25 protein-coding genes are annotated in these 17,955 nt (G+C 73.5%); 17 read left to right on the top strand and 8 right to left on the bottom strand.

All coding sequences use genetic code 11. From position 1 onward, the window contains the following. Positions 1–6: 6 nt before the first annotated feature. From AMIR_RS27805 to AMIR_RS27770, 8 genes are all read right to left on the bottom strand, one after another. On the bottom strand, positions 7–1,776 hold the full coding sequence (locus tag AMIR_RS27805) for an SGNH/GDSL hydrolase family protein (protein WP_015804312.1): 1,770 nt from the start codon (positions 1,774–1,776) through the stop codon (positions 7–9). Positions 1,777–1,947: 171 nt separating this feature from the next. Next, positions 1,948–2,250 (bottom strand): hypothetical protein, encoded by a 303-nt coding sequence (locus AMIR_RS27800; RefSeq protein ID WP_041837078.1) that lies wholly within the window; start codon positions 2,248–2,250, stop codon positions 1,948–1,950. After that, positions 2,238–2,528 (bottom strand): hypothetical protein, encoded by a 291-nt coding sequence (locus AMIR_RS27795; RefSeq protein ID WP_015804311.1) that lies wholly within the window; start codon positions 2,526–2,528, stop codon positions 2,238–2,240. Before AMIR_RS27795 ends, AMIR_RS27800 begins: the two co-directional genes overlap by 13 nt. Positions 2,529–2,559: 31 nt before the next feature. Further along, complete coding sequence (locus tag AMIR_RS27790) at positions 2,560–2,748, bottom strand: hypothetical protein (protein ID WP_041837077.1); 189 nt, start codon at positions 2,746–2,748, stop codon at positions 2,560–2,562. Positions 2,749–3,008: 260 nt separating this feature from the next. Beyond that, positions 3,009–3,452, bottom strand: coding sequence for a hypothetical protein (locus tag AMIR_RS27785; protein WP_041837076.1), 444 nt, complete (start codon positions 3,450–3,452; stop codon positions 3,009–3,011). Positions 3,453–3,460: 8 nt separating this feature from the next. Next, entirely contained in the window at positions 3,461–4,102 is a 642-nt protein-coding gene (locus AMIR_RS27780; protein ID WP_041837075.1) for a hypothetical protein, read from the bottom strand. 6 nt (positions 4,103–4,108) lie between these two features. Further along, positions 4,109–4,291, bottom strand: a complete 183-nt coding sequence (locus AMIR_RS27775) for a hypothetical protein (RefSeq protein WP_015804307.1) — start codon at positions 4,289–4,291, stop codon at positions 4,109–4,111. Between the two features lie 140 nt (positions 4,292–4,431). Continuing rightward, a complete protein-coding gene (locus AMIR_RS27770) occupies positions 4,432–5,232 on the bottom strand; it encodes a GntR family transcriptional regulator (protein WP_015804306.1) in 801 nt (266 codons plus the stop codon). Between the two features lie 116 nt (positions 5,233–5,348). Between AMIR_RS27770 and AMIR_RS27765 the strand changes: the two genes are divergently transcribed. The 17 genes from AMIR_RS27765 to AMIR_RS40680 all read left to right on the top strand — a co-directional run bounded on the left by AMIR_RS27765 (position 5,349) and on the right by AMIR_RS40680 (position 17,883). After that, complete coding sequence (locus AMIR_RS27765; RefSeq protein ID WP_015804305.1) at positions 5,349–5,555, top strand: MerR family transcriptional regulator; 207 nt, start codon at positions 5,349–5,351, stop codon at positions 5,553–5,555. Between the two features lie 44 nt (positions 5,556–5,599). Next, positions 5,600–5,758: a hypothetical protein gene (locus AMIR_RS40690; protein WP_015804304.1), complete on the top strand. Its 159-nt coding sequence runs from the start codon at positions 5,600–5,602 to the stop codon at positions 5,756–5,758. 76 nt (positions 5,759–5,834) lie between these two features. Beyond that, a complete protein-coding gene (locus AMIR_RS27760) occupies positions 5,835–6,776 on the top strand; it encodes a hypothetical protein (protein WP_015804303.1) in 942 nt (313 codons plus the stop codon). A 212-nt stretch (positions 6,777–6,988) separates the two neighbouring features. Next, positions 6,989–7,252 carry a hypothetical protein gene (locus AMIR_RS27755; RefSeq protein WP_049796984.1) on the top strand — a complete coding sequence of 88 codons (264 nt, stop codon included), beginning with the start codon at positions 6,989–6,991 and terminating at the stop codon, positions 7,250–7,252. A gap of 75 nt (positions 7,253–7,327) precedes the next feature. Continuing rightward, positions 7,328–7,594: a hypothetical protein gene (locus AMIR_RS27750; RefSeq protein ID WP_015804302.1), complete on the top strand. Its 267-nt coding sequence runs from the start codon at positions 7,328–7,330 to the stop codon at positions 7,592–7,594. Positions 7,595–7,685: 91 nt separating this feature from the next. Then, on the top strand, positions 7,686–8,183 hold the full coding sequence (locus AMIR_RS27745; RefSeq protein WP_015804301.1) for an NUDIX domain-containing protein: 498 nt from the start codon (positions 7,686–7,688) through the stop codon (positions 8,181–8,183). Further along, entirely contained in the window at positions 8,180–8,698 is a 519-nt protein-coding gene (locus AMIR_RS27740; RefSeq protein WP_015804300.1) for a hypothetical protein, read from the top strand. The genes AMIR_RS27745 and AMIR_RS27740 overlap by 4 nt, the downstream gene beginning before the upstream one ends. Before the next feature lie 68 nt (positions 8,699–8,766). Beyond that, a complete protein-coding gene (locus AMIR_RS27735) occupies positions 8,767–9,435 on the top strand; it encodes a hypothetical protein (protein ID WP_015804299.1) in 669 nt (222 codons plus the stop codon). A 60-nt stretch (positions 9,436–9,495) separates the two neighbouring features. Next, on the top strand, positions 9,496–10,866 hold the full coding sequence (locus tag AMIR_RS27730) for a DUF2637 domain-containing protein (RefSeq protein WP_015804298.1): 1,371 nt from the start codon (positions 9,496–9,498) through the stop codon (positions 10,864–10,866). A gap of 11 nt (positions 10,867–10,877) precedes the next feature. Continuing rightward, positions 10,878–11,321: a hypothetical protein gene (locus AMIR_RS27725; protein WP_015804297.1), complete on the top strand. Its 444-nt coding sequence runs from the start codon at positions 10,878–10,880 to the stop codon at positions 11,319–11,321. Next, positions 11,321–12,391: a hypothetical protein gene (locus tag AMIR_RS27720; RefSeq protein ID WP_015804296.1), complete on the top strand. Its 1,071-nt coding sequence runs from the start codon at positions 11,321–11,323 to the stop codon at positions 12,389–12,391. Before AMIR_RS27725 ends, AMIR_RS27720 begins: the two co-directional genes overlap by 1 nt. A gap of 62 nt (positions 12,392–12,453) precedes the next feature. Next, entirely contained in the window at positions 12,454–14,712 is a 2,259-nt protein-coding gene (locus AMIR_RS27715; protein ID WP_015804295.1) for a hypothetical protein, read from the top strand. Positions 14,713–14,975: 263 nt separating this feature from the next. Further along, a complete protein-coding gene (locus tag AMIR_RS40685; protein ID WP_015804294.1) occupies positions 14,976–15,710 on the top strand; it encodes a hypothetical protein in 735 nt (244 codons plus the stop codon). A gap of 131 nt (positions 15,711–15,841) precedes the next feature. Beyond that, complete coding sequence (locus AMIR_RS27705; RefSeq protein WP_015804293.1) at positions 15,842–16,570, top strand: metal-dependent hydrolase; 729 nt, start codon at positions 15,842–15,844, stop codon at positions 16,568–16,570. A 45-nt stretch (positions 16,571–16,615) separates the two neighbouring features. Then, complete coding sequence (locus AMIR_RS27700; RefSeq protein ID WP_015804292.1) at positions 16,616–16,828, top strand: hypothetical protein; 213 nt, start codon at positions 16,616–16,618, stop codon at positions 16,826–16,828. Positions 16,829–16,933: 105 nt separating this feature from the next. Then, positions 16,934–17,689 carry a hypothetical protein gene (locus AMIR_RS27695; RefSeq protein ID WP_015804291.1) on the top strand — a complete coding sequence of 252 codons (756 nt, stop codon included), beginning with the start codon at positions 16,934–16,936 and terminating at the stop codon, positions 17,687–17,689. A 20-nt stretch (positions 17,690–17,709) separates the two neighbouring features. Continuing rightward, positions 17,710–17,883 carry a hypothetical protein gene (locus AMIR_RS40680; protein ID WP_187313452.1) on the top strand — a complete coding sequence of 58 codons (174 nt, stop codon included), beginning with the start codon at positions 17,710–17,712 and terminating at the stop codon, positions 17,881–17,883. Positions 17,884–17,955: the final 72 nt, after the last annotated feature.

The raw sequence follows: 17,955 nt of genomic DNA, 5'->3' as shown, positions 1-17,955 counted from the left end.
CTCTCGCTAGAGGCTGGTGCGGCCCACGCCGTCCAGGCCGTAGCGGCGGGCCAGCCACGTCACCGACTCCGCCAGCTCCTGGTCGCTGAGGGCCCGGCTGAACAGCAGCGCCTCGTAGACGTCGCAGTTGCCGTTCAGCGACGCCGTGGAGTTGCCGTTCAGGGTCCAGCGGTCGAGCTTCGCGGCGGCACCGGTGCCGGTGGTCAGGGCGGTCAGGTCCCCGTCGTGGGTAAGCACCCGCGACCCCGCTCCGGCGAACACCACGCCGTAGACCCGCGCGCGCCCGGCACCGGTGTACGCGTAGGCCTCGCTGGCGGCGCCCGCGCCGAGCGCCATCAGGCCGGGGCTGGCGGACTGGCCGAGGTACACGTACGAGCCGGACGCGCCGGAGAAGAGGGTGTAGTTGGTCGAGTCCGGCCGGGCGACGAGGAGCACGGTCAGCGGCACCGGGTACGTCGCGGACCAGGCGGCGGTCTGCATGACCTGCGCGGCCGTCCCAGAGAACCGCACAGCAGGGACGCCGCTGCCCGCGCCGAGCGCGTCCGCCACCACGCTCGGCTGCTTGCTGCCGGTGGCCTGCGCCAGCGGCGCGGACTGCGACCCGGCGTACGGCGCCCACGACGGCAGCGTCGCCTGCGCGCTGTTCCCGAGGTCGGTGGAGCGCCAAGCGGCGATCAGACCCGGCAGGGTCGCCGGGGGCGCGCCGACCGGCGCGCCGAGCGACGACGGCACCGAGGCCAGCTCCGCCGGGGCGGTGAGGTAGCGGGCGATCAGGTCCGCCATGAGCGCGTGGCCCTCGTCGCCCTGGTGGATGCCGTCCGCGCTGATCAGGTCCGTGACGTCCGCAGCCTGGCTGGTCGGGTAGTACGGGGACAGGTCAAGCACGTCGACGTCTGGCGTCGACGCGGCGATCTCGGCGAGCGCCGCCCCGTACTGCGACCAGCGGTAGGTGGCGTTGGGAAGGTCGTAGCGGCCGTAGGAGTGCACGAGCAGGATCGAGACGCGGCGCGGGCAGGCGGCGCGGATCTGCGCGACCTGCTGGCGCACGTTCGCGCGGTACGCGCCGCGCGGGTCGACGCTGCCGCCGGAGTCGTTGCTGCCGATCATGACGATCACCAGAGACGGGTCCAGCGCGGCGATCCGGGACAGGTGGGTCAGCATCGGCGCGCCCGTGCCGGTCCAGTCCGCCGAGCCGGTGCCGGAGGACCCGGCGTTGAACACCTGCACACCGGCGGTCTGGTCGCCGTTGTGGACGTAGACGCCGGAGATCACCGTGGCGGCCGTCGCCGTGATCGTCAGGGTGTGCGCGCCGAGCGACCCGGCGGAGACGTACACCGAGCCGTCGTGCCGGACCTGGGAGTTGCCGGTGTCCGGGGTGACCGTGGTGGTGCTGCCGCCGTCGACCGCCCACGTGAACGCGCCCGCACCGGCACCCTGCTCGAACAGGATCGTGAACCCGGTTGCCTGCACGCTCGGGGTGGTCATGGTCGCCCCGGCCGCCAGCGACCGCGAGTGCAGGCCCAGCCCGCGCCCCACGTCGCTGGTGGTGCCCGTGGTGGACCAGGCCGGGTCGATGCCGCGCAGGTGCCAGCCACCGACCGTGCCGAGGTAGCCCCGGATCGCATGGCCCAGCGCGCTCGCGTACCGGCGGTCTGGCTGGGTGGCGTTCAGCCCTGCCGTGGTGCTGGAGCCGACGCAGACGATCCGCACCGGCCGCAGGCGGTGCGCGGTGCGCGCCTGGTGCCAGGCCCACAGGCTCGGAGGTGCATCGGACACGCGGGGCCTCCTGCCAAGGGGTGGAGTGGGTGGGGCCGGGGCGCGCTGCGAGAGGGGGAAGCCCTGCGCGCTGCCCCGGCCGTCCTCGACACGGCCGCCCGACCTGGTCGAGGAGACGAAGCAGGCCCGCCACCGGGGGGTGTGGCGGGCCTGCGGGGGAGGTTCGGGCGGTCACCCGGTCTGCTCTGGGCACACGGGTGGCGCTGGCACGGATGGTTGCACATCGCGTTCGTGCTGGTCAACCGGGCGGTGGCCGCGTCGCCCCCGCTGGGTTACGTAGGCGACGACCCCCGCCACGTCGTAGCCGCCGCGCGCGCGGTCGAAGCGGATGTGTCGGCGGTGGCTCCAGCTGCGCAGGGTCGCCGAGGTGATGATCAACCGCTTGTCGCCTCGGCGAGCCGCCTCCAGCCGCAGCAGCGCCAGCGTCTCGGCAGCCGGAAGCCACAGCTCACGGGGGGCGCTCACCTGCGCCACCGTCTGGTCATCCGGCGCACCCGGTCGATCGCTTCCCGGTCCTCCGGGGACAGGCACCATTCGCCGATGCCGTCCAGCGCGGCCTCCACCGGTTCCCGCTCCACCCGCCAGCCCTCATCGGCGAGTAGCACCATGAGCGCGGCACCGCCCCGGCTGCCTGAGCTGATGCCGTGTTCGCGCAGCAGCCAGCAGTCCACCGCGTGCGCGACTGCGTGGGTGTCCCCGCGCAGGCTGGCCTGGCGGTGCAGGGCATCGAGGTACGGGTGAGAGCCGCTCATGGCCGCCACTCCTTGAGGCCACGGCACCAGATCATTCACAGTTGCCCTCCAGGGAGAGTACCCACCAGATGAGGGCGGCCATCAGAGCGGACGAACCAAGGATGATCAACATGTCGAAGATGTCATCCATCAACATGTCAAATTCCCAATCGTCCATGATCGCCCCCTCACGAGGTGGCGAGAGTTGTCGGGGAACGCGGTCACCCTGCGGGATGGTCACCGGGCATCACCTCCACGCCATAGCGCTTGGCGAGCGTGCGGAGCGTGTCGCACGGCAGGGGCTCCCTGCAGGAGTCGCATGTAGAGCTCGGCGAAAGTTCGTAGGTCGGGGAGCTGGCGGTGCGGTCCCTCTTGTACGCCATGCCGGGGTGGTGCAGATCGACCGTCGCCCGATCATCGGCGTGACGCTGACGTGCGTCTTGACCACCTCCACTGGCATCTTCCAGAGCGTCGATTGCTGCGTGCAGACGTCGCTGAAGCTCATCCATGGCGGTGCCTCCTAGGGCTGATGGCGCGCGGTGCGCGCCGCTGGCGGGCGGAACCAGCAGGGCCAGTGTTGCGGGTCCGGCGGGCCTCCAGCGCGTTGGCGCGCACCGCGTCAGCCGCTAGGGCGGGGAACCAGTCGGAGGACTCGACAGGCGGCGTGGTGATGGTGCCGAACGGCTCCCACCCGACGACGTCCAGACTGGTACCGGCGGGGGCGATGAACACCTCGCCCGCCAGTATCTGGCCCAGTCCTACTGCCCTCACGCGCTCCGCGTTTATCTTGCCGAGCGCCGCGCCGAAGGCGTTCCGGCGTGCTGCCCACGCGCGCTGGCAGGACTCCCCGCAGAACGAGTTGCTGACGCTGCCCTCCAGGGAGTTGCCGCAGTGGTGGCAGCCGTGGAGGCCCAGGATGTCGGCGAGGTCGCTGAGAAGGTCCACGCGCAGCCTCATGACGTCGCCAGCCCGAGCAGTCCGAACCCCGAGCGCTCGGTCCGGCACGTCCGGCACGTCACGGTCGCCCCGGTCAGCCACAGCGCGCCCCCGCAGTCGCAGAAGCCCACCGGGCGCGGGCGGGGCTCGTGGTCGAGCGCGCCGAGCTGCTGCCGCACCAGCCGGACCGTCAGGCACGCCGCCCCGGCCCAGTTCTGGGCCAGCGCCCACCGGTGCAGGCGGCCCCGGCCGATCACCTCGCAGGACTCCGCCACCCCCAGCGATGCCAGCGCCCGCACGGTGCCCGCGCCCTCGGCGAGCACCTTGGCCGCCACCTCCGCCAGCGCCCGCTGCGGGTGCAGCAGATCCCCCGGCTCGGACCACGAGGTGCGCACGTCCCGCATCGCCACCAGCGCCAGGTCCACCGGCGGGGCCGACGCGAACCCCGGCCCACGCCGCCCACCACCGCCGGCGGAGCGGCGCGGCAGCAGCGCCTGCGACCCACACCACGGCGCCCACAGGTCGGGGATCGCCGTGCAGTCCTCACCCAGCCTCGTCGCGCACCGCGCGCACACCCGCATCCCCTCGGCGGCGGCCGGGGGAACCGGTCGCTCGGCGCAGGGCGGGGTGGCGCACGGTGCCCACTCCTCGGGCAGCACGGCGGGCTACCGGGCGGCGACGGGAACGCGCTCGCGGTGCCGCGCCAGGTGCGTGGCGGCGGCGGCGAAGCCTTCGCTCTCGAGCCAGGCGGCGGCGTCGCTGATCGCGACCAGGCGGATCTCCTTGGCGCGCGCGTCGAGGCGTGCCTCGACGGCGGCGGCGACAGCGGGGGTGAGAGCAGGCTGCATCGGGGTTGCCTCCCAGGGCGGATGGGGATCGGCTGACCGGAGGCTAGGCCAGCCGTGTCGGGTATCCACCTGATGAGGACTGCCTGTGACGGAGCTGTGCTCGCAGCGCCGCTCAGCGCGGGTTCGTCCGCGCTGACGAACTACGGCCGCAAAGGTGCGGTCGGCCACGCGGCCGACTCATCACGGACAACGTCACCAGCCTCGAACTCGTAGCGGCTGCCCGGCCAACGGGTGACGTTCAGCTCCACCGGGCGGCCGTCGGGCAGGACCGCGACGCGGTACCGCGTCAGCAACGGAGTGCCCGGCGCGACCCGCAGGCTCGTCCCGTCCTCCGCCGAGGCAGGCACCGCCCCGTACCTGGGCGTGGGCCACGACAACGGGCCGCCCGCCCACTCCTCGATCCGGTCGTAGATCCCGCCGGACCCCGTCGACGCCTCGCCGACCACCGGCAACTCCTCGGCCAGCCAGCCGGGCAGGTACGAGGTGGCGATCTGCCCCGGCTGCCCGCCCTCCCCGGCGGTGCCGAGCACCCGGTGGCGCACCACGACCGAACTGCCCGAAGGCACGCTCAGGCGCTGGGCAACCTGCTGCGGCGCGCGGCCGACCGTGACGCTCGGCTTCCCGATCAGGTCATAGGACTGGGTGGCACGACCGAAGTAGTAGCCGCGGTCGTCGCGGTACACCGAGTGGTCGATGGGGATGACGACGGTCGGGCGGTGCTCGCGCACGAACGTGCCCGCGCCGTGACGCCCCTCGGTCACGCCCTGCTGATGCAGCAGCGCGAAGGCGTTCTGCACCGTCTGGGCTGCCACCCCGTACCGGGCCTTGATGACGTTCTGGCTGGGCAGTTGGTGGCCTGGCGCGTACTCACCACGCTCGATCGCCGCCAGTAGGTCCTGGGCGATGCGCTGTGCCGAGTTTCCGCTGGTGTCTGCTGCCACGGCTACAGCATATGAGTGATCTCTCTAGAGCACTTCCCTGCATCTGTGGCATCTCCTGCATCTGCCGGCTACAGTGCCCTAGGGCAATTGCCCTAGGGCACTCGAACGGAGCGCAGATGTCACCCCCTGACGAACACGAGATGCGGATCTCGTCGGTCCAGCTGGCCCGCGAGGCGGGGGTGGTGAGCAGCACGATCTGCCGTGCCATCCAGCGGGGCGAGATCGACGCCATCCGTGTTGGCAAGGGCCGGGGCACCTACCGGATAACCCGCTCGGAGGCCGACCGGTACATCGCCCGCTGCCGCGACGCCGTCCGCACCTGAATTCCGCGAAGCGGGCAGAGCGCCCGCACTAAGGAAGTCGTCAGATGAAGAACTGCGAGGCCTGCAACAAGCCGTGCGAGGGCACCAGGTGCTTCGACTGCACCACCGCACCCCAGGGCTCCTGCTACGCCTGCGGCGCAAGCATCCGGAAGGAGCAGGAGCCCTACTGCGCGCCCTGCTTCAACGCCGGATGCTCCCGCTGATCTCCCGGCCGGGACGGGTCGAGCACCCCCGACCTCCCCGTCCCGGCCGGGTTCCAACCATCCCGAGGAGCACCGCTTGATCACCGCCGCTTCGTTCCCGACGCCGCACCTCGCGCTCCGGTCCAACGACCCCGCCCAGACCGCCGCCGTGAGCGAGTTCGCCGAGCACCAGGCCCACGCCGCGAACACCATCCCCCGCCGCTACCTGCGCCTGAACACAGTCACCGCCCGGACGCTCGGTGACCTCCTCGACGAACTGCACGCCTGGAGGTGGCGACTGGCCAAGGGGCACGGCGACCCGCGCGGCGGCCACGGTGTCGACGGCGACGCCGCCCGGTTCATGACCACCATCAGCAGCGCGGGCGCGAACTACGACCGGCTCGGCGCGATCGGCCGGATGCCAGTCAACCCCCGCTGGGACGAGGCCTCCCACTCCTACGTAGACGGCGAGCCCACCCCGGCCAGCCGGATCATGGAGCACTACGGGGCGATCGCCCGCGCCCGCCTCCAGGCGGCCGGGGTCGACGAGCTTCACACCGAGGTCCGGCTGCCCGACGGGCGCCGCGTCGTCGGCAACAGCCTCGTGCGTGGCGAGCGCGCCCGCGAACTCGCCGCTGAGCTGATCGAGCGCCTCCGCTCGCGCGGCCTGGACACCAGCAGGTTCGACACCGGCCAGGACTCCGACCCGGTCTACGCGATCACCGCCGACCACGCGGACCGCGACACCATGCGCGAGGCCGCCCTGCAGACCCTCGCCGACGCCGCCGCAACCGGCGGTCACGCCGACCGGCTCGCCGCCTGGCGCACCAGCAGGTTCTTGCTCTTCCAGGCCCCGCACATGAAGAAGGGCAGCGACGCCGTCACCCGCGTGTTCCTCGTCGCCGTGGGTGCGTGGCTGCTCGACACCGCCCCGGTCATGCAGCAGGACGCCGACCTGCGCTGCATGACCCTCGGCCAGGTCGACGCCCACACCATGCCCGCCGACGCCAACCTGCTGCCCCAGAACGACACCCGGTGAACCCCTACTCACCGACGAGGAGCTCGCCGCCGACCGCGCCTGGCTGGCCGACTGCTCGTGGGCCGAGGACTTGGACCCCAACTCGGCCGAGCTCGACTTCGACGCCATGACCGACGCAGAGATCACCCGTGCCGTCGCCCGCCACCACGACGGCGGCATCGACGGGTTCATCGCCACCTGCAACGCCTGACCACGAGAGGAACCGACCGTCGATGTCCGCCATCGAGAACGCCGTCCGGGACGCCTACCAGAAGCTCTCCGTCAAGATCCAGGACTGGGTGCCGCTGCGCACCCTGCGCCCTCTGCTGCCCGGCAGCCGCGACGAGCAGGACGCGGTCCTGCGCGGACTGCTGCGCACCGGCCAGATCCACCTGGCCCCGGACTCCAACCGCAAGGTCCTCACCGACGCCGACCACGCCGCCGCGATCCACATCGGCGGCGAGGACAAGCACCTCATGGCGATCGACGCCGACTAGCGCACCCCGTCCCCGCCCTGTGCGGGGGCGCTCCGATCCCGAGGGCACCAGCAACCCCAACCCGAGGAGAACACCGTGCTGAACGCGAACGACATCGCCAAGGTCACCGCCGCCATCACCAAGGAGTCCCGCCAGCACGGCGAGGACTACCGGTACGGGGTCGGCTTCGCCAAGGGCGACCAGCTCGACACCGCGCTCAACAAGGAGGCGTGGGGCGTCGCCCACGGCAGCCCGGCCCGCGACCGTGAGGACGCGCAGATCCAGCTCGCCGACTACCCCGAGGACGAGATGTTCGTCGTCGAGATCGCCACCGGTGCCTGCAAGCGGGGCCGCGACTTCTGACCTGGCACTGCGTTTCCCCGCCCACGCGGGGGTGGCCCCGCCGGGGCACGTGATCCACCAACCCAGCCAGGTCGGACAGGGGACCGAGAGCATGACCGACACCGAGGGCCGCGAGCCCACCATCCGCTACACCGCCGACACCGTGGTGTTCGGCACCGACGAGGGCCAGCCGCGACTGCTGCTGGTCCGCCGCGCCGACGACTGCGACGCCTACCCCGGCTGCTGGGCGCTGCCCGGCGGCCACGTCGACCGGGACGAGACCGCCCGCGACGCCGCGGTGCGCGAGCTGGCCGAGGAGACCGGCCTCAACCTCGACCTGCGCGAGGACGCCACGCTGAGCCTGGTCGGCGTCTACGACCAGGTCGGCCGCGACCCGCGGGGCCGCTACGTCTCCGCCGCCTACGGGATCGTGCTGCCCGACTGCCCGCCGGTCATCGGCGGCGACGACGCCGCCGAGGCGCGCTGGTTCAGCGGCGCCGAGCTGCGCGACGCCGAGCTGCGGTGGGCGTTCGACCACGAGCGGATCGCGCTCGACGCCGACGCGCTGCTCCACCCGCCGCACGTGCGTGGCCCGCTGGAGGCGTCGTGAACACCGTGCAGGCCATCGCCACCCAGATGCTCACGGTCGCGGGCACCCTGCTCGCCGTCCGCGTCACCGGCCGCGTGCAGGACCGCCGCGCCCGCCGCGAGGAGCGCCTGCTGGCGTTCACCGCGCTGCACGGGGCGCTGGAGGACTACCGGCGCTGCATGTTCGTGCTGGTGTCCCTGCGGCTGGTGCGGGCCGCGCTCGACCGCGGCCAGGACCCGGCGGTCGTGCGCGCCGAGCTGGACGCCCACGGCGTCCGGGTGGACCACCTCGACCCCACCGCCGAGCAGATCGCGGAGGCGCGAGCCGCCTCGCACGCTGCTCGGTCGGCGCTCTCGGCACCGCAGGCCCGGCTGATCATGCTGTCGTCGTACGCCGTGCGCATGGAGATCCAGAACGCCGTCGGCGCCTGCAAGGACATCCGCGAGGCCCAGTCCTTCTCCAGCCTCCAGGACAGGCGCCGCTACGCGAAGACCGCCGGCGAGGAGCTGCTCCTGGTCGGGGCGGAGGGCCTGTGAACGACGAGATCGAGGCCCTGGCCGACGCCGTCGGCGTCCTGCGCCGCGACTGACAGAGGAGCCCTCCCGTGACCATGATGATCAATCCCCCCGCCACCGCGGTCGTGCTCGCCTACGACCGGCACCAGCGCCTGTACGTCCTGCTGATCACGGACGAGCCGGGGCAGGGATGGCGACTGCCCGGCGACAAGCCCGGCGTCGGCGAGCTGGATGTCCAGCCGCTGTCCTACCTGACCGATCGGCTGCGCGAGACCACCGGCCTGCACCTGACCTACAGCAGCGCCGACCGCCTCAACCCGGTCCTGCTGCGCGGCCCGGAGTCCGACGCCCTGTCGTGGAGCGTGCTCGACCGGGGCGCGCTGCCCGAGCTGACCCCGGCAGAGGGCGGGCACGCCGAGTGGTTCCCGCTGGACCGGCTGCCCGCCTGGCACCCCGACAACCCCGGCGACCCCGACCTGCTGGACGAGGCGCTCACGGTGGCAGGGCTGAAGTCCTCGACCCACGTCTGCACCCCGTCCTGCGCCCCGTCGCTCAAGAGCCGGGCCGCCACCGCGCTGCGGTGGACCGGGCGCGAGCTGGTCGGGTTCCTGGACGTGCTCCTACTCGGGATGGCGGCCTACGTGTGCGGGCAGGCCGTCTGGCACGCCCTCGTCGTGCCGACCTACGCCCTCGACGGGGAGCTGATCGTCAAGGGCCTGGTCGGTGCCTGGCTGTTCCTGCGGCTGCGCCGCCTCTGACCTTCCCCACCCGGCCCGGCGCCTCGTGCGCCGGGCCCACCGCCCAGAGAGGAAACCCCTGTGGACACCGCGCCCCCGCCGACGCCCGAGCCGACCACCCGGTACGCCCGGCGCCTGCTGGCCCGCGCGCAGGCCGACGCGATCCGCACGCGCGCCGCCGCCGAGGCCGAGGTGACCCGCGCCCAGGCCGCCATCGCCGACGTCGCCCGCGCCGAGGCCGCGCGCGCCGCCGAGCACAACAAGCGGCTGCGCGAGCTGGAGCGCGCCGAGGCCGAGGCGCGGGTGGAGCTGCTGCGCGCGCAGACCGAGGCCCTGACCGCGCCGCCTGTCCCGGCTGAGGGGCCCGACGTCCCGGCGCCGGAGGTGACGGCCACCGACCGTGGCGACCGGCTGTGGGCGGCGGTGCTGGCCATCCCACTGCTGTCCGGGACCACCGCCGCGATGTTCGGCCAGATCGCTGCCCTGCACCCGCGCTTCGTGCCATTCGTGGAGCAGGAGCTGCGGGTCGACGCCGAGCACGTCAGCGCGCTGGCGTTCGCCATCGCGTTCGCGATCGGCCTGACCCTGGAGACGCTGGGGCTGTTCATGGCCCGCTTGGCGCACAAGGCGCGGTTGCGGGGGGACTCCCCGGCGCTCTACCGGGGCGTGATGTGGGCGATCGTCGCGTTCGCCTCGGCCGTGAACTACCGCGAGTGGTCCCCGAGCTGGTCGACCCCCTCCACATTGGGGGTGATCTTCGCGGCGCTGTCGGTGGCCTCCGTGCTGGGCTGGGAGCTGCGCGAGCACCGGGCCGACCGGGACCGGCGTGCCGCCGAGATCGCCCGCTTGGGCTGGGCGCCCACGCCGATCCCGCCTCGGCCCGAGCTGGGCGTAGCGCGCTGGCTGGTCGCGCCCCGGCACACCTGGACGGCCTGGCGCACGGCGGTCACCGACCGCATCCCGGACGCGGCCACCGCGCTGGACCGGGCCACCGAGGTGATCACCGCCGAGGACGCCGAGCGCGCGCAGGCCCGCGCCGAGCGAAAGCGGAAGCCGGAGCGCGTCGAGCGGCAGTCCGCTGCGGCGGAGAAGTCCGCCGACCAACTGCCTCCCGCCCCGGAGCAGTCGAGCATCCCGGCCCCGGCCGAGCGCCCTGCTCTCCCCGCCGCCCCCGTGGTCGCCGCCGAGGAGGCCGAGCCCGCCCGAGCGCAGACCGCGCCGGAGCGCTCGAACGTCACCGCCTTCCGCCGGGAGGACTCCCTGCGCGAGCGCGCCTACCAGTGGTACGCGGAGCAGGTCCGCGCGCGCGGCGGCGACCCGGCGTCCGTGACCGGCCCCCAGATCGACAAGCAGTTCGGGGTGACGCACCTGAAGAAGAAGCTCACCGAGTTCAAGGCGCGCTACGTGCGCGAGAACCCGCCCGCCCCCGGCTCCGACGCCGTCAACGAGTAAGGAAAACGATCATGCCCGCTGGCGCTATCGGTGCCGGAGTGCTCGGCTTCAGCTGCATCGTCCTGGTCGCGGTCCTGCACTGGAAGAAGAAGCTCCCCAAGATCAAGTGCTGGTTGGCGTGCGTCGCCTCGGTCTGCCTGACCGGAGGGCTGATCGCCACGCTGCACGAGGTGCTCCGCAAGGCGGGCGGCGCGACCGGCAGCGTCTTCGGCGTCCACGCCAACGTCGTGCTCTGCACGATCGGTCTCGCCCTGTTCGGCGCGTTCGTGATCGAGGCCGACCCGCGCAAGGGCAAGGGCGGCATCAAGAACTACACGATGGGCCTCGGCGTGGCGGCCCCGATCCTGATCGGCGCCGCCACCGCCGGTGTCCTGCCCGGCTGGCTGGCCTCGCTGAGGACCAGTCTGGGCGAGCTGGCCGAGCCGCTTGCCGTCTTCTTCGGGGCGACCGGCTGATGGGCCCGTTCCTGTTCGCCTTCCTCGTCGCCTGGTTCGTGGTCTACCGGCTCTGGGGCGACACCCGCACCGTGCTGTGCGCCTGCTGCGCGTGGTTCGCCACCAGGACCGCCACCCTCGCCACGGCGGTCGGCCACCCGCGCGCGGCCGAGGTGCTGGTCGCGGTCTCCGTCCGCATGGGAGGCCGCACCCCGCCCGGCGAACCGCGCACCAGCGACGGCCAGGACTACCTGCGCCGCCCGCACGCGGCGGCAGGCGCGCGCCGGGCGCGGGCGCTGCTGCGGTGGCTGTGGCTGACCGGCGTCGACGCGGTCGGCGCCGCCCGCAACGCCCGCCGCCGCCCGCGCCGCTCCCTGCGCGACCACGGCTGGCGGCGCTACTTCGACCAGTTCTTCCGCTGGCCCACCGGCTGGTGGACGTGGCCCGGCCACGACGAACCGCACGCCCCGATCCGCGCCACCAGCACCCGCCTGGACCGCGACCCGCCCCCCGATCCGACGCCCGGCATCCCGCCGGTCCCGCCCACCGCGCTGGGCACTCCGCCCCCGCGCCGCACCACACCACCAGGAGGACCCATGCCCACCCCCGCCATCCGCTCCAGCAGCAGCGGCACCGTCGCCAGCGGCGAAGGCGGCCTCGGCTCGTACATGGAGTTCGCCCGCGGTCTCCTGAACGCGCTCGGCAACGGCGTCAGGGCCGCGGAGCAGAACCGAGGAGAGGCCGAGCAGACCCAGAGCCAGGTCGGCGGACTGGCCAGCGACTGCGCCGCAGGCATCATCGCGATCGAGGGCACCGTGGCCGACATGCGCCGCCAGGACTGGTCCGGCCCCCGCGTCGCGCCGTTCGAGCAGGCCGCCGACCTCCTCGGCTCCGCCCGCGACCGCTTCGGCGCCGCCAGCAGCGCGCTGGGCGAAGCGGCTGCCGCCCTGGACGCGGCGATGGCCGCCCTGGACGCGGCGAAGGCCGCGACCTCCACCGGGCTGTCCGCGCTGGAGGGGTCGGTCAACGTCGCCGACGGCTACGCCTCCAACCCCGGCACCGGCAGCAAGTCCTCCGTCACCAACCTCTGACCCCGATCCACGCGGCCGGGACGCCACCGCCCGTCCCGGCCGCCCGTTCGAGGAGCACCGCCATGACCGAGCTGGAGCAGCGGCCCACCGCGCCCCCGCCCGCCAAGCCCGACGACGTCAAGCCCCTCACCCCCGAGCAGGTCGCCCGCGCACTGCGCGTCGAGCGGCGCGTGGCCGCGATGCCCGTCGCCGCCGTCGGCATCACCGCCACCACCGGACCGCTGCTGTGGCACGCGAACATGATGTCCAGCCTCGGGCAGGGCGGGGCCGCGATGCTGCTGATCGGCATCGGCGGCAGCGCGATCACCTCCCTGGCCACCAGCGGGTTCGCGCTGGCCGCCGCGCACGGCACCGAGCTGCACGAGGGCCTGCCGCCGGTCCGCAAGGTGCTCGGCGGCGCGGCGACGGCGGGCGCCGGGCTGGGCCTGTTCGGCGGCGAGCCGATCGTGCTGGGCGGCTACCTGGTGGCCGTGGTGGTCTCCACCGGCCGCTGGCAGCTGGCCCGCTGGCGCTCGCGGCGCGCGCTGCTGCGGCAGGTCCGCGCCGCCCGCGCCGCACTGACCGCCGCCGAGGAGAGCGAGACCACGGCGGCCGAGGATGCCATCGAGGGGGAGGTCGTGGACGTGGCCGCGGACCTCCAGGTCTACGTCGAGCGCTGGGCGGCGGGCGCGGTCAAGCACCTGCCCGACACCCGACTGGTCAACCCCAGGGACCTCGGGCAGGGGCGGTTGTCGTTCGTGGTCCAGTCCGGGGACAGCGGCACCACCCTCGACGCCGCCAACCTCGCGCTGGGCAAGCTGGTCGGCGCCCTGAAGCTGAAGCTGCCCACCGACGAGAACGGCGGGCAGGAGCTGGTGTTCGACCAGGACAACCCGGTGCTGGAGGACACCGGGCAGCTGCACATGCAGATCATCCGGCGCGCGGCCCACACCATGAGCAGCGCCCGCTTCACCCCCGAGTTGGTCTCCGCGCCGGACAACGCCTGCTCGGTGCGCATCGGCGGCTATATCGACGACGGCACCTCGGCGTTCTGGGACATCGCCTCGGCGGACGGCGCGCACAACGGGTTCGTCCTCGCGGGCACCCGCATGGGCAAGTCCTCGCTGTTCGACGGGCTGGCCTACCGGTGCCGCCAGCTCGGCTACCTGATCGCGTTCATGGACCCGCAGCGCGGCGCGTCCAGCCCAGTGCTGGCCGAGCACGCCGACTACCCGGTGCTCTCCGCCGACCACGTCGCCGACCTCGCCGGATGGCTCACGGTCGAGGCCGACCACCGGCAGACCTGGATGGAGAGCCACCGCCTCGGCAAGATCAACCCCTGGACGACCGCGCCGTGCCTGCCCGACGGCGCCCACCCGGACCCCGCCTGCCCGTGCGGCGGCGTCGTCCCGCCGGGGATCATGACCTTCATCGACGAGTGCGACCAGGTCTTCGCCGCGCTCGGCGGCGTCTTCGGCGCGCTGGCCAAGCGCATCAACAAGCTCAACATGGGCATCATCGCCGCCAGCCAGATCCCCGGCCAGGAGGTCTTCGGCGGCAGCGAGATGCTCCGCTCCAGCCTGACGACCCGGAACTTCCTGGCCATGCGGGTCAACTCCAAGTCGTCGGCGAACCTGATCCCCGGCCTGCCCTACAGCCCGTACCTGCTGCCCAACACCAAGGGCCGCGGGCTGATGTGCGGCGTGGAGTCCCGCCAGATGCAGGTGCAGCTCGACTTCATGCCCCGCCGGGAGGACCACGCGAGCCAGCCCGCGCCCTACGCCGAGGACCTGTACGTCGGCCTGCCCCGGATCGAGGGCTGGCGCCCTACCGCCGCCGCCGCCGAGCGGCTGCTCCCGCACGCCGGTGAGGACGCCGCCGCCGCCTCGCGCGCCGAGTCGCTGGAGCGCCTGGCGCTGCTGATGCGCGGTGAAGCACCCCCCACGCCCGCCTCCGTCGGCGCACCCGAACGCCCGGACGCGCCGACCCATTCGCGGATGCAGTTCCCGTCCGCCGTCACCCCCGCAGCACCCGCCCCTACGCCGCCAGCTGCACCTCCCGCCCCCGTCGCGGGGCTGGTCCGCAGGACGCGCCTGGACCAGCCGGTCGCCGCGGTCCTGCTGGCGCAGCTGGCCGGGCGCCCGGACGACGAGTGGCTGACCCTGGGCGACCTCGCCCGGCTGGCCGGGTACGTGCCCGAGGGCGCCGACACCGAGCTGGTGCGGCGGCGCGCGCGGGCGCTGTCCGGCGAGCTGGGCGCCGCAGGCCGGACGCTCCCGACCGTGCGCCGCGCGCAGGGGATGTCCGCCACCGTGGCCGACATCCGCACCGCCTTGTCGTAACCCTGAGTAGTCGACCCTCATGCACTTCATGCAGGCCGCCCATACACGGCGGGGGCTGCCGGATGCATGGGGCTGTGCATGAGAAACGCCGCTCGACCTGCGGAAATGTATCAGATGTATGAGCTGTATCAGCGTCGCCTGGCAGACTGCTTCGCCGCTCTGACCAGCCTAAATGTCACCCGCACTACTGCGGGGCCCGCCCATGCAGGCCCCCATGCATCTCACCGGACGAACATGCACACAGAGTTACGGAGACCGCAGACGTGAGCACCTTGTTCGGCATCCTGGTCCTGGCCGGGTTCGGCTACCTGATCTGGCACGCGATGCAGCCCAACCCCGCGGACCCGCAGCAGCCGGCACCCGGCGACGCTCCGCCCCCGACCAGCGCGTCCCCGCAGAGCGCGGCAGCCGCACCCCCGCAGCGCGGCGCCGCGCCCGAGGCCCCCTCGGCACCCGCCGCGCCGCCCAGCGTCGTGCCCGACCCGCCGGTCGTGCAGCAGCCCGCAGCCCCCGTCGTGCCGGACCCCGCGCCGCAGTCCCCCGCGCCGCCGCCGGTTCCGCAGGCCCCGTCCACCCCGTCTCCGGCACCCGCCGCCCCGCCCGCCGCGGCGGAGCCGCCGGAACCCGAGCTGCGCGAGGCCGACGTGTTCACCCTCCGCTGCACCCACCTCGACCACCACCCCGAGCACATCCCCACCGCCACCATCCGCCGGGGACGCACCGCGGGGATCGACATCATCCAGGTCCACAAGAACGGGTGGGGATCGGACGAGCACGCGACCCGCTGCCGCCACCACAACCCCGACGGGGACCGGCTGGGGATCGGGCACGTCGAGTGCGGCTGGGGATGCGGCACCCCGATCGAACTCCGGATCGCCGACCCTGGGGACGTCGACTGGAGCTTCGGTCTGCTGCGCGAGCGGGGATGGCGCTCCGATCCCCACGACCGGCTGGTGTGCCCCTACTGCGCGGGGACCCGCTCCCGCCGCTGGCGCTGATCCCCAGTCCCCGTCCCCACCGCTGGCCGGGGAGCGCATCCCCACGGGTTCCCCACCTCGCACCCATCCCCAGTCCCCACCCCAGCCCTGGGGCCGCCCGCCCCCACCCGATCCCCTTGGAGGCGATCCCCATGATGGGCCGCACCCACGCCCTCACCGGCCTGTGCGCCGGGCTCGCCCTCGCCCCGCTCACCGCCACCACCACCGCGCAGGCCGTGGTCCTGGCGCTGGTCACCGCCGGGTTCGCCCTCGTCCCCGACCTCGACCACCCCGGCGCCCGCGCCTCCCGCCTCCTCGGCCCCGTCACCGGCCTGCTGTCCCAGGCGCTGCGCGCGGGGAGCCGCTGGCTCTACGCCCGCACGCGAGGTCCCCGCGACGAGCGGCACCGTGGGGAACACCGTCACGCCACCCACACCCTCGTGTTCGCGGTGCTCGTGGGGATCGGGGTCGGCGCGGGGAGCGCTGCGTGGGGAACGCCGTTCGTGGTGGGGACCGTGCTGCTGGGGATCGCACTGGCCGGGGACGCCCTTGGGGACTGGGTACTCCCGCTCGCGGGGATCGCGGGGATCGCCCTCTGGGGAACCAGCGGTGGGGATCTCCCTGGGGACCTGGCGGGGATCGGCTGGCCGCTGGGGATCGCCGCGGGGACCGGGTGCCTGGTGCACTGCCTTGGGGACGCCCTGACCCTGTCCGGCTGCCCCGTCCTCTGGCCGATCCCCATCGCCGGGGAGACCTGGTACGAGATCCGCCCGCCCCGTCCGCTCCGGTTCCGCACCGGCGGCCCGGTCGAGCAGCGCCTCGTGTTCCCCGCGTTCGTCGTCCTCGCCGTGCTGCTCAGCCTCGGCGTCCCCGTCGCCTGACCGACCGCCACCACGCGCACGCCCTCAACCACAGGAGGAACCACCATGTCCTGCCCCACCCACTACAGCAACGTCGACGACTGCGCGTACTTCGACACCGAGCAGCAGCTCCGCCAGACCCTGGTCGAGAGCGGCATCAGCCTCGACGCGGCCCGGCCGAGCCTGGTCGCCCGGTTCGGCGGCGGACTGCTGGAGCAGTGCGCGCAGACGCTGGTCGACGCGGCGGACGAGCTCGCCCCGGACAGCCTGGACGCCTGACCGCGCTGGAGCGGGCGCGCGCCCATCCAACGCCGGTCCAACGCCGGTCCAACAACCGGCCGCGACGCTGGTCCACGACCGCACCGAATCGAGAAGGAGAACACCGTGAAGATCACGTACGGGACCGCCCTCGCCGAGGGGAAGGCCGGTCCGCTGGCCGACGCCGTGCACGTCGAGGTGACCCCGCTCGGCGCGGGCGCCGCGCTGGTCGACGGGATCGGCCACAGCGCGGCGGTGGTGCGCACCGCGCAGCGCGCGGCCGAGGTCGCGGCGATCGTGGCCGCGCACCGGGACGCTCAGGCCGGTCTGCTCGCCGCAGCGGACACCGTCCCGGCCTACCCCGGCTCGCCGAACGCCACGGCGGCGGTGGTGTCCGTGGGGCTGGACGGACGGGTGGAGGTAGCGACCGCCGGGCAGGTCGCCGCGCACGCTTGGTACCCCGAGCGCGGCGAGCTGCTGCGGCTGACGCCCGCCCAAGTGGTTGGCCAGTGGGTGCGACACGCGCTGGCCGGGTCGACCATCACCGCCACCAGCCGGGCCGCGCTGGAGGCGCTGCCCGTCATGACCGCGCTCGACTCCTACGTGCTGCTCGGCTTAGCCCACGCCTCGGTCTCCACGATCGCGTGGACGGCTTTGCGCGGGCAGGACGCCAGCCCGGCCGCGCTGGTGCTCACCAGCAACGGCGTCCGGCTCGGCGGTGCCGAGCTGGAGAAACGGGGGACGCAGCTCGGCGGTGAGCCGCAGGCGCTGGCCGAAGAGCTGGTGGCGGCCGGGCAGGCGGCGCCGCTCGACGATCCAGACCGCGCCGTGGACGACGCCGCCGCGGTCGTCCTCGCGATCACCTACGGAGAGGACAGCTGATGCCCAGCATCATCCCCTGGATGGCTCCACGCGGTACCTGCCAGACCTGCTACCTCGTGCCTGACGGCCCCACCCTGCGGTGCTTGCTCACCAGCGAGCACGCTGGGCACCACCGGCACGGCGACCTGTCGTGGCCGGACAGCAGCCCGTCCTCCTGCGACGTCGTCGACCCCAACCCGACGATGGACCGGTAGCCCAACTCACCGCAGTCCGATCAAGCGGCCCGGCACCTCACAATGCCGGGCCGCAGTGCTGCTCGTCGGTGC

The sequence above is a fragment of the Actinosynnema mirum DSM 43827 genome (genome assembly GCF_000023245.1).
GTDB classification, from domain to species: domain Bacteria; phylum Actinomycetota; class Actinomycetes; order Mycobacteriales; family Pseudonocardiaceae; genus Actinosynnema; species Actinosynnema mirum.
The sequence above is the reverse complement of the archived record's forward strand: the minus strand, read 5'-3'. Positions and strand labels throughout refer to the sequence as shown.

What these genes read in the sequence shown, in the direction of transcription:
- AMIR_RS27700 (WP_015804292.1), top strand. Translation starts at nt 16,616, where the DNA reads ATGTCCTGCCCCACCCACTACAGCAACGTCGACGACTGCGCGTACTTC.
- AMIR_RS27745 (WP_015804301.1), top strand. Translation starts at nt 7,686, where the DNA reads ATGACCGACACCGAGGGCCGCGAGCCCACCATCCGCTACACCGCCGAC.
- AMIR_RS27775 (WP_015804307.1), bottom strand. Translation starts at nt 4,291, where the DNA reads ATGCAGCCTGCTCTCACCCCCGCTGTCGCCGCCGCCGTCGAGGCACGC.
- AMIR_RS27725 (WP_015804297.1), top strand. Translation starts at nt 10,878, where the DNA reads ATGCCCGCTGGCGCTATCGGTGCCGGAGTGCTCGGCTTCAGCTGCATC.
- AMIR_RS40690 (WP_015804304.1), top strand. Translation starts at nt 5,600, where the DNA reads ATGAAGAACTGCGAGGCCTGCAACAAGCCGTGCGAGGGCACCAGGTGC.
- AMIR_RS27715 (WP_015804295.1), top strand. Translation starts at nt 12,454, where the DNA reads ATGACCGAGCTGGAGCAGCGGCCCACCGCGCCCCCGCCCGCCAAGCCC.
- AMIR_RS27720 (WP_015804296.1), top strand. Translation starts at nt 11,321, where the DNA reads ATGGGCCCGTTCCTGTTCGCCTTCCTCGTCGCCTGGTTCGTGGTCTAC.
- AMIR_RS27755 (WP_049796984.1), top strand. Translation starts at nt 6,989, where the DNA reads ATGTCCGCCATCGAGAACGCCGTCCGGGACGCCTACCAGAAGCTCTCC.
- AMIR_RS27765 (WP_015804305.1), top strand. Translation starts at nt 5,349, where the DNA reads ATGTCACCCCCTGACGAACACGAGATGCGGATCTCGTCGGTCCAGCTG.
- AMIR_RS27795 (WP_015804311.1), bottom strand. Translation starts at nt 2,528, where the DNA reads ATGAGCGGCTCTCACCCGTACCTCGATGCCCTGCACCGCCAGGCCAGC.
- AMIR_RS27705 (WP_015804293.1), top strand. Translation starts at nt 15,842, where the DNA reads ATGATGGGCCGCACCCACGCCCTCACCGGCCTGTGCGCCGGGCTCGCC.
- AMIR_RS40680 (WP_187313452.1), top strand. Translation starts at nt 17,710, where the DNA reads ATGGCTCCACGCGGTACCTGCCAGACCTGCTACCTCGTGCCTGACGGC.